Genomic DNA, 9,318 nt, shown 5'->3' on the forward strand with positions numbered 1-9,318 from the left:
CCATGCCCGCCAGCCCGAGCACGAACACGCCGATCGTCAGCCCGATCGTGATCCAGCGGTGGCCGACGCACCAGTCCACCAGCCGGCGGAAGCGGTTGTAGAACGGCGTGTCGAACAGGTCGTGCGACTGGCCTTCGGCGTGCGGCTTGACCCGCAGCAGCCGTGCGCCCAGATACGGCACGAAGTACACCGACACCACCCACGAGATCACCAGCGCCGCCGAGGTCACCGCGAAAATCGCGAAGGTGTACTCGCCCACCGTGGACTTGGCCATGCCGATGGGGAGGAAACCCGCGGCGGTGATCAGCGTGCCGGTCAGCATCGGCATCGAGGTGGCGTCGTAGGCGTAGGTGGCGGCGTAGAGCTTGTCGTGGCCCTCTTCCAGCTTGCGCACCATCATCTCGACCGCGATGATCGCGTCGTCCACCAGCAAGCCCAGCGCGATGATCAGCGAGCCGAGCGAGATCTTGTGCAGCCCGACGCCCCAGTAATACATCGTGACAAAGGTGATCGACAGCACCAGCGGGATCGTGATCGCCACGACCAGCCCCGGCCAGATGTCGATGCGGAACGGCTTGAAGTGCAGGCCCAGGCTGATGAAGCTCACCGCCAGCACCACCGCGATCGCCTCGATCAGCACCCCGACGAACTCGCCCACCGAGCGCGCCACGGCCACCGGCTGGTCCTGCACCTGCGTCAGCGTGATGCCGGCGGGCAGCTCGGCGCGGATCTGCTCGACCTTGTGGTGCAGCGCCTCGCCCAGCGCGATGATGTCGCCGCCCTTGGCCATCGACACGCCCAGCGCGATCACCGGCTCGCCCTGGTGGCGCACCTTGACGGCCGGCGGGTCGCTGTAGCCGCGCTTGATCGTGGCGACATCACCCAGCTTGGTCATGCTCGCCACGCCCGTGGCCGGGTTGACGACGCGAATCGGCAACTGACCGAGTTCCTCCACCGTGCGGAACTGGCCGCCGACGCGGATCTGCAGGTTCTGGGTGTCGGCGTTGAGGACACCGGCGCTCTCGACCGCGTTCTGCGTGCCGATCTGGCCGATCACCTGGTTCAGATCGAGTCCCAGTTGCGCCAGTCGCTTGCCGGACAGCTCGATGAACACCTTCTCCGGCTGCGCGCCGAAGGTTTCCACCTTGGCCACGTCCTTGACCTGCAGCAGCTTCGAGCGCACGTCGTCCGCAAACTCGCGCAGCTCCTCGGTGCTGAAGCCATCCGCCGACAGCGCCACGATCGAGCCGTACACATCGCCGAACTCGTCATTGAAAAACGGCCCGATCACGCCGGCCGGCAGCGTGGCCCGCATGTCGCCGATCTTCTTGCGCGTCTGGTACCAGATCTGCGGGACTTCCTTCGGCGGCGAGCTGTCCTTGATCTGGAAGATGGTGACCGACTCGCCCGGCTTGGTGTAGCTGCGGATGATGTCGGCGTTGGGGACTTCCTGGAGCGTCTTCTCGATCTTGTCCGTGACCTGATCCGCCATCTGCTGCGCGGTGGCACCGGGCCAGACCGCCTGCACGACCATGGCGCGGAAGGTGAACGGCGGGTCTTCGTCCTGGCCGAGCTGGAAGTACGCGGCGAAGCCGAGCACCATCAGCACGACCATGAGGTAACGGGTCAGCGCCGGGTGCTCCAAGGCCCAGCGGGAGATGTTGAAGCCAGAGCGCGGGGCGGTGTCGTGGGTGTGCGGGTTCATGGTGCGGACCTTGACCTTGCGCTCAACGCGACGCCGCCGGGCGCACCGGCTCGACGTACCGCTTGACCTTCATGCCCGTGGTCAGCACATGCACGCCGGCCGTCACCACCTCCTGCCCCGGCTGCACGCCGCTGTTGACCAGCACCAGATTGCCATCCGCCCCGGCGAGCTGCACCGGCTGCGGCTTGACCGTCATCGTGGCCGCGTCGAGCAGCCAGACCACGCTCTTGCCGCCCTGCTCCACCACGGCGGCCAGCGGCAGGCGCGTGACCGCGTCGCGCTTGACGAGATCGAAGGCGACAGTGGCGGTCTGGCCGAGGCGCACGTCGCTGGCGGCCAGATCGGCCTTGGCGGCGAAGGTGCGCGTGGTCGGATCGGCGGCGGCGGCGATCTCGCGCAGCGTGGCGCGCACTGGTTCGCCGGTCGCGCCCCAGAGGCGAACCTGCAAGGCACCCGGCTGCTTCAGCACGGCCCGCACCGACGCGACCCGGTCTTCCGGCACGTTGAACACCACGTCCCGCGGCCCGGCCAGCGCCAGCCGCACGATGGGCGTGCCGGCGCCGACGACCGTGCCCGGCTCGGCATCGACGCCTGTCACCACGCCCGCGGCATCGGCGACGAGGCGGGTGTACTGGGTCTGGTTGCCTTGCGCACTGGTCTGGACGCGGGCTTGGTCGAGCGTGGCCTGGGCCGCCTTGAGCGCGGTGGCGCGGCGCTCCAGTTCGGCACCGCCGATGAAGCCCTGACCGTGCAGCTCCTGGTACCGCTTGAGGTCGGCGCTGGTCTGGTCCCAGTTCGCCTGGGCAGCCCGCAGGCCGGCGGCAGCGGCGTCCTGGCCGAGCTTCAGGTCCGAGGGATCAAGCTGCGCGATCACCTGCCCCGCCTTCACCTCGTCGCCCACGTTGACCGAGCGGCTCATCAGCTTGCCGCCGACCCGGAAGCTCAATCGCGTCTCGGTGCGTGCCTTGACCTCGGCGGCGTACTCCTGCTGCGCGGTGGCCGATCCGGTGCTCACCTTCTGGGTGCGCACGGCGCGGATCGGTTCAGGCTGCGGCTCGGGCTTCGAGCAGGCGGCCAGCACGGTGAGCAACGACAGGCCAACGGCCATCGACAAGGGACGGCGGGCGCGAATGAGGCGGGGTCGCATGGGGGAAGCTCCAACTGACTGACTGGTCAGTAATGTACGAGGCGGCCTGAACCGATGTCAATTCCCGTGGCGATAATCACGCATGAGCGTCGATCACTACGAGAACTTCCCCGTCGCCTCGGTGCTGTGCCCACCCGCACTGCGCCCGGCCGTCACCGCGATCTACTGGTTCGCCCGCACGGCCGACGACATCGCCGACGAGGGCGACGCGACCCCCGAGCAGCGGCTGGCCGACCTCGACGCCTACCGCGAAGACCTGCGCAGCGTCGCCCGCGGCCATGCGCCGACGCCGCGTTGGGAAGGCGTCTTCGTGCCACTGGCGGCCATGTTCCGGCGGCACCACCTGCCTCTGCCGCTGCTGGAGGCGCTGCTGTCCGCCTTCGAGCAAGACACGCACCAGCGACGCTACCCGGATCGGGCCGCCCTGCTCGACTACTGCAAGCGTTCCGCCAACCCGGTCGGGCGGCTGCTGCTGCACCTGTATGGGGTGCGCGAACTGGACGCGCTGGTGCAGTCGGACGCGATCTGCACCGCGCTGCAGCTCATCAATTTCTGGCAAGACCTGAGTGTGGATTTGCCACGGGACCGGCTGTATGTGCCGCTGGTCGATTGCGCGGAGGTGGGCGTGGCGGTGGACGACCTGATGCGCCAGCGCGACACGGGGGCGACGCGGGCGCTGGTGGAGAAAGAGGTGCGCTGGGCACGCGAGCTGATGCTGTCGGGCGCCCCGCTCGCCACCAAGCTGCCGGGGCGCACCGGCTGGGAACTGCGGCTGGTGGTGCAAGGGGGGTTGCGGATTCTCGACAAGATCGAGGCGATGGAGTTCGAGGTGTTGCAGAGGCGGCCGAAGATTGGGGCAGTGGATGCGCCGGGGTTGCTGTGGCGCGCAATGGCCATGTGAGCGGCCCGTTCACTGAGACAATCCCGCCCCATGACGACGACGCCCGAACACTACGTTCAAGAGAAGGCCGCCAAGAGCGGCTCCAGCTTCTACTACGCCTTCCTCTTCCTGCCGCCGCCGCGCCGGGCCGCGATCACCGCGTTCTATGCGTTCTGCCGCGAGGTGGACGACGTGGTGGACGAGACGAGTGACGCCGGGGTGGCGGCGACCAAGCTGGCGTGGTGGCGCTCGGAAGTCGCCAAGGCGTTCGGCGGGCAGCCGTCGCAGCACCCCGTCCTGCTGGCGCTGATGCCCCACGCGCCGCTGTACAACATCACCGCCGCGCACCTGCACGCGGTCATCGACGGCTGCGAGATGGACCTGCAGCAAAGCCGCTACCTCGACTACCCCGGCCTGCAGCGGTATTGCCATCTGGTGGCGGGCATCGTCGGCGAGGTCGCGGCCAGCATCTTCGGCCAGACCACCCCGCAGACCACCGCCTACGCCCACAAGATGGGCCTGGCCTTCCAGCTCACCAACATCATCCGCGACGTGGGCGACGACGCACGGCTCGGGCGGATCTACCTGCCGGTGAACGAGCTGAAGCAGTTCGACGTGAAGGCCAACGAGATCCTGAAACGCGGTTACAGCGAGCGGTTCACGGCACTGATGCAGTTCCAGGCCGAACGCGCCCACCGCACCTACGACGAAGCCCTCGCCCTGCTGCCCGAAGCGGATCGGCGGGCGCAGAAGCCGGGCCTGATGATGGCCAACATCTACCGCACGCTGCTGCGCGAGATCGAGGCGAACCAGTTCCAGGTGCTGCACCAGCGCGTGTCGCTGACGCCGGTGAGGAAGCTCTGGATCGCGATGCAGACGAACTGGCGCGGGCGATGATTAGCAAACCGGTCACCAATGCCTAAAATGCCAGTCTATGTTCAACATACTGGACTTTGGACTCGCCTCCTCTGACGAAATCTGTCAGACCTTGGGTCAGCGGCTCAAGACGGTGCGGCTGGCGCGGGGCTGGACGCAATCCGAACTGGCTCGGCGGGCGGGTCTGTCTCGCGGCACCGTCGTGACCCTCGAAGGCCAGGGCCAGACCACGCTGGCCTCGCTGGTGCGGGTGGTGCAGGTGCTGGGATTGGAGGGCGAGTTGCAGTCCCTGTTCGTGCCGCCACCGCCACGCTCGATCGCCGAACTGGAGCGCCGCGCCAGCACGCCCCGTCAGCGCGCCCCCCGCCAGCGACCGCCTCGGCCATGATCCGCAAAGTCCTGGTGCATTACGCCGGCTGGGGCGAGCAGTGGCTGCTGGGTACGCTGGCCCATGAGGGGCACGATCTCCTGTTCGAGTATTCGGCCGACGCCTTGCGCCAAGGTCTGGAGCTGTCACCACGCCACCTGCCCCTGCGGCCGGGCGTCTTCAGCAGATTCCCTGCACACCAGCAACACCTGCCGGGCCTCATCGCCGACGCGCTGCCCGATGGCTGGGGGTTGCTGTTGATGGACCGGCTGTTCCGCAAGAACGGCGTACACCCGGCCACGGTTTCGCCGCTGGACCGCCTGAGTTTCCTCGGCGAGCGCACGCTGGGGGCGCTGACGTTCGAGCCGGCAGAACCCCAGTCGATGGTGGCAGATGGGCTGCGGCTGCTCGACCTGGCCCGTGAGGTGCGCACTGTGGTGCATGACCGGGACAGCGTGGCCTTGCGCCAACTGGCACTGCTCGGCGGCTCCCCGCAAGGCGCTCGGCCCAAGGTGCTGGTCCACCACGACCCGCGCACGGGCGAGGTCAGCACGGCGCCCTTCCCCGCGAGCCGGCCCTGGCTGGTCAAGTTCCAGGCCAGCGGGGAGCACAAGGAGGTCTGCGCGCTGGAAGATGCCTATGCCCAACTGGCGCGGGAGGCCGGTCTGGACATGCCCGACACCCGCAGCTTCGACCTCGACACGCGCCTGGGAGCGTTTGGCATCGCCCGCTTCGACGTGGAAGACGGGCTGCGCGTGCCGGTGCATACGCTGGCCGGGGCGCTGCAGGTGGATTTCCGGCTGCCGTCCGCCGTCGATTACACGACGCTGCTGCGGGCCACCCGGCTGTTCACGCGGGACGAGCACGAGGTGCGCAAGGCTTACGAGCGGGCGGTGTTCAACGTGGTGTTCCACAACCGGGACGACCACGCCAAGAACGTGTCCTTCCGGCTCGGGCGGGACCGCAGTTGGCGGCTGGCGCCGTGCTACGACCTGACGTTTTCCGAAGGACCGGGGGGCGAGCACCAGATGGACGTGTGCGGAGAAGGCCGGGACATCACCCGTGCGCACCTGCTGATGCTGGCCAACCAAGGCGGGCTGGACCGGGCCTGGGCGGCGGCCGTGGTGGTGCGCATGGTCGAGCTGGCCGGGCGGTTTTCGACCATTGCGGCCGGCCGCTCAATCCGGCCAGCCACGGTCAAGCGCGTGCGCAGCGCCATCGAAGCCAATCGGCTGCGGCTGGCATGAGCACGACGACGACGGCGGTGGTCGGCGCGGGCTGGGCCGGGCTGGCGGCGGCGGTCGCGGCGGTCGATGCCGGCGAGCGCGTCACGCTGTTCGAAATGGCTCACCAGGCCGGTGGCCGCGCCCGCAGCCTCGCCGCCGACGCTGGCGAGCCGCGTCTGGACAACGGCCAGCACATCCTCATCGGCGCGTACACCGCCACGCTCGGCCTGATGCGCCGCGTTGGCGTCGATCCCGAGACGGTGTTGCTGCGCACGCCGCTGGCCTTGCTCGACCAGGACGGCGTGGGGCTGCGACTGCCGACGGGGCACCCGGTGATCGCGTTCACGCGGGCGGTCTGGACGATGCGGCATTGGTCGCTGCGGGAGCGGCTGGCGTTGAGCAACGCGGCGGCGGGCTGGGTGTTGCGGCGCTTTCGCTGCGATGCGGCGCTGACGGTGGCGCAGTTGACCGCTGCGCTGCCCGAACGGGTACGCGCCGAAATCATCGATCCGTTGTGCGTGGCAGCCTTGAACACGCCGGCGGATGCGGCCAGCGCGCGGGTCTTCCTGCGGGTGCTGCACGACGCGCTGTTCTCGGGGCCGGGGGCGAGTGACCTGCTGATTCCGCGGCGCCCGCTGGCGGATTTGCTGCCGGAGCCGGCACTGCGCTGGCTGGACGCGCACGGCGCGACGCTGCGCATCGGGCAGCGTGTGCAGCGACTGGCGATGCGGACGGATGGCGCGGGCTGGACAGTCGATGACGCGCCGTTCGACCGCGTGGTGCTCGCCTGCAGCGCCAGCGAGGCGGCACGGCTGACCCGCGACATCGCCCCGGCGTGGTCAGCGAGCGCGGCGGCGTTCGGGTACGAGCCGATCGTCACCGGCTATGTGCGAGCGGCGAACGCCCGGCTCGCCGCGCCGATGGTGGCGCTCGCCGAAGGTCCGCAGGCGCCCGCGCAATTTGCCTTCGACCACGGGGCGCTTGGCATGACGCCGGGGCTGTTCGCCTTCGTCGTCAGCGGCGCAGCACCGTGGGTCGCACAAGGGATGGACGTGACCGGCGCGGCCTTGCTGGCGCAGGCGCGGTCGGTGCTGCGTGGCGAGGGGGCGCAGGGCGCGGTGCTGGTGAAGCTGGTGGCGGAGAAGCGGGCGACGTTTCGCTGTGTGCCGGGGTTGCGGCGCCCGGTGGCGCGGATTGCGGCGGGGCTGAGCGTGGCGGGGGACCATGTGGACGGGCCGTATCCGGCGACGATCGAGGGGGCGGTGCGCAGCGGCTTGGGTTGACAGGCAGGCCGTGAACCTCAGGAATCGGTCACCGCTGCAACCGCTGCCTGCAACCAAGCGGGATGCTGCGCCAGGGCCTGTTGTGCGGCCATGGCGTGAACGAGCTTGATCACATGGTCGTTGTCGCTGGCCCTTGCCAGCGCACAGACCTGAGGCCAGCCAAGGTCAGTCCTGACGGTGGGAGTGCCAGGTACCGCCGAGGCCGTGTCCGATGCCAGGCTGGCCGCAGCCACTGCCTGAAACAGCGGCACCAGCACATCGCCACCCGGCGGCAGCCACGGCGCCAGCACCCGCACGGCACGCGCTCCCGTCGCCATGTGCAGCACCGTGAAATGGCGCGTGTCGGCATAGCGCACAGCGGCTGACAGCGCCAGTTCATGCAGCAGTACGCCAGGATCACAACCTGCGATGCGCAGCCGCCCCACCGTCTCGCGGTACGCGGTGGTGTGCGCGGCCTGCAGCATGCGATCGGAGATCAGCCGGGCGGTTGACGCGGTGGTGGGCCAGTCGGGATCGGCCTGCAGCAGGCGGCGGTCCACGGCGTCCAGCCAGTCGGCCACCCCGTCGATGTCCGGCTTCACCACAGCCGATGGAGGCAGCCGACTCCACCGTGCCGCCCAATAGGCCAGCGCCGCCGCCAGTTCACCCTCGTGCCGGGATTCGACCGCGTGCGCCGTGCGGATCACGCCGTGGAACGCCGCAGCACCGACGCCCACCATCAACCGCGGCAGCGCCTCACGCAGCACCTTGTCGCGGCCGTCACGCGCCAGCGCCGCCGCAAAACTGGATTGGAGTGATGGTGATGGAGCCGCACGCAGCGGCTCGGTGAAACGGCGCACGTAGAAAGCGAAGAATGCCCGCAGCCGAGCCTCGTCGGCGCCGAGACCGTCCAGCGCGGCGAGCGCCATCGGCAGGTGGCTGCTCAGATGGTTGCCGTACTCCGGTGGGTAGCGGAGGCTCTCGTCGAGCAGGTGGTGCAGGGCACGGCTGGGAGTGGCATGGCGCATGGGCGCACTCTGCAAGTTGAAGTACGCTTCAAGTCAAGCGTCAAGCAAACGACACTGGAAAACCCAGCCCCATGCCTACCACCCCGATGCCCGACGACTGGATCGACATCGGCCCCTTCGCGCAACGCGCCGGGGTCGCCGCGAGCACGCTGCGTTATTACGAAGCGCAAGGTCTGCTCTCCGGCGGACGAAGCGCCAGCGGTCGGCGCCGCTATCCGCGGGCGACCTTGCGCCGGGTGGCGTTCATCCGCGTCGCGCAGTCACTGGGTCTGAGCCTCGCCCAGATCCGTGCCGCCCTGGCCACGCTGCCGGACGGGCGCACCCCGACGCAGGCCGACTGGGCACGGCTGTCCGGCGACTGGCAACCGCTGCTCGATGCCCGCATCGCAGCACTGACCCGCCTGCGCGATCAACTGGCCTCGTGCATCGGCTGCGGCTGCCTGTCGATCGAGCGGTGTGCGCTGTACAACCCTGGCGATGCCGCCGCGGCGCTGGGCGATGGACCGCGCTATCTGCTCCAGACGCAAACACCTGATCCCCCTCGCCAGGACTAGCACCAGGGCATCACGGACACAAAAAAGCCGACCCACAGGCCGGCTCCCATCGCACAAGGGCGAACCCTCAGCCCATTCAGGCGAAGTTCGCTTCCGCAAACGACCAGTTCACGAGGCTGTTCAGGAACGTCTCGACGAACTTCGGCCGCATGTTCCGGTAGTCCACGTAGTAGGCGTGCTCCCACACGTCGATGCACAGCAGGGCCTTGTCGGCGGTCGTCAGCGGGGTGCCGGCGGCGCCCATGTTGACGATGTCCACCGAGCCATCGGCCT

The 9,318-nt window shown here is 69.0% G+C and carries 10 protein-coding genes; 6 read left to right on the forward strand and 4 right to left on the reverse strand.

Annotation, left to right across the window (positions count from 1 at the left end; genetic code table 11):
- Nucleotides 1-1,705, reverse strand: a 1,705-nt coding sequence (locus QZW52_RS16980; protein WP_294000894.1) for an efflux RND transporter permease subunit, incomplete at its 3' end; no start/stop codon positions are given.
- A gap of 22 nt (nucleotides 1,706-1,727) precedes the next feature.
- Complete coding sequence (locus tag QZW52_RS16985; RefSeq protein ID WP_294000896.1) at nucleotides 1,728-2,852, reverse strand: efflux RND transporter periplasmic adaptor subunit; 1,125 nt, start codon at nucleotides 2,850-2,852, stop codon at nucleotides 1,728-1,730.
- 82 nt (nucleotides 2,853-2,934) lie between these two features.
- Between QZW52_RS16985 and hpnC the strand changes: the two genes are divergently transcribed.
- The 5 genes from hpnC to hpnE are packed head-to-tail and all read left to right on the forward strand — an operon-like array spanning nucleotide 2,935 to nucleotide 7,484.
- Nucleotides 2,935-3,753: a squalene synthase HpnC gene (gene hpnC / locus QZW52_RS16990; RefSeq protein ID WP_294000897.1), complete on the forward strand. Its 819-nt coding sequence runs from the start codon at nucleotides 2,935-2,937 to the stop codon at nucleotides 3,751-3,753.
- 30 nt (nucleotides 3,754-3,783) lie between these two features.
- Entirely contained in the window at nucleotides 3,784-4,629 is an 846-nt protein-coding gene (gene hpnD, locus QZW52_RS16995; protein ID WP_294000898.1) for a presqualene diphosphate synthase HpnD, read from the forward strand.
- Between the two features lie 37 nt (nucleotides 4,630-4,666).
- Nucleotides 4,667-4,996: a helix-turn-helix domain-containing protein gene (locus QZW52_RS17000; protein ID WP_294000899.1), complete on the forward strand. Its 330-nt coding sequence runs from the start codon at nucleotides 4,667-4,669 to the stop codon at nucleotides 4,994-4,996.
- Nucleotides 4,993-6,222: a type II toxin-antitoxin system HipA family toxin gene (locus QZW52_RS17005; RefSeq protein ID WP_294000901.1), complete on the forward strand. Its 1,230-nt coding sequence runs from the start codon at nucleotides 4,993-4,995 to the stop codon at nucleotides 6,220-6,222. The genes QZW52_RS17000 and QZW52_RS17005 overlap by 4 nt, the downstream gene beginning before the upstream one ends.
- Nucleotides 6,219-7,484, forward strand: coding sequence for a hydroxysqualene dehydroxylase HpnE (gene hpnE, locus QZW52_RS17010; RefSeq protein WP_294000903.1), 1,266 nt, complete (start codon nucleotides 6,219-6,221; stop codon nucleotides 7,482-7,484). Before QZW52_RS17005 ends, hpnE begins: the two co-directional genes overlap by 4 nt.
- Nucleotides 7,485-7,501: 17 nt before the next feature.
- On the opposite strand, the gene QZW52_RS17015 is transcribed toward hpnE, so the two are convergent.
- On the reverse strand, nucleotides 7,502-8,491 hold the full coding sequence (locus tag QZW52_RS17015; protein ID WP_294000905.1) for a questin oxidase family protein: 990 nt from the start codon (nucleotides 8,489-8,491) through the stop codon (nucleotides 7,502-7,504).
- Between the two features lie 71 nt (nucleotides 8,492-8,562).
- Between QZW52_RS17015 and soxR the strand changes: the two genes are divergently transcribed.
- Entirely contained in the window at nucleotides 8,563-9,045 is a 483-nt protein-coding gene (gene soxR / locus QZW52_RS17020) for a redox-sensitive transcriptional activator SoxR (RefSeq protein ID WP_294000907.1), read from the forward strand.
- A gap of 76 nt (nucleotides 9,046-9,121) precedes the next feature.
- Here soxR and QZW52_RS17025 read toward each other — a convergent pair.
- Nucleotides 9,122-9,318: Fe-Mn family superoxide dismutase (locus tag QZW52_RS17025; protein ID WP_294000909.1), on the reverse strand; the 197-nt coding region annotated here is incomplete at its 5' end.

It is taken from the genome of Sphaerotilus sp. (genome assembly GCF_013299175.1).
In the GTDB taxonomy this organism is placed as follows: Bacteria; Pseudomonadota; Gammaproteobacteria; order Burkholderiales; family Burkholderiaceae_C; genus Sphaerotilus.

Coding starts and splice junctions, on each gene's coding strand:
- QZW52_RS16985 (WP_294000896.1), bottom strand. CDS start 2,852: ATGCGACCCCGCCTCATTCGCGCCCGCCGTCCCTTGTCGATGGCCGTT.
- hpnC (WP_294000897.1), top strand. CDS start 2,935: ATGAGCGTCGATCACTACGAGAACTTCCCCGTCGCCTCGGTGCTGTGC.
- hpnD (WP_294000898.1), top strand. CDS start 3,784: ATGACGACGACGCCCGAACACTACGTTCAAGAGAAGGCCGCCAAGAGC.
- QZW52_RS17000 (WP_294000899.1), top strand. CDS start 4,667: ATGTTCAACATACTGGACTTTGGACTCGCCTCCTCTGACGAAATCTGT.
- QZW52_RS17005 (WP_294000901.1), top strand. CDS start 4,993: ATGATCCGCAAAGTCCTGGTGCATTACGCCGGCTGGGGCGAGCAGTGG.
- hpnE (WP_294000903.1), top strand. CDS start 6,219: ATGAGCACGACGACGACGGCGGTGGTCGGCGCGGGCTGGGCCGGGCTG.
- QZW52_RS17015 (WP_294000905.1), bottom strand. CDS start 8,491: ATGCGCCATGCCACTCCCAGCCGTGCCCTGCACCACCTGCTCGACGAG.
- soxR (WP_294000907.1), top strand. CDS start 8,563: ATGCCTACCACCCCGATGCCCGACGACTGGATCGACATCGGCCCCTTC.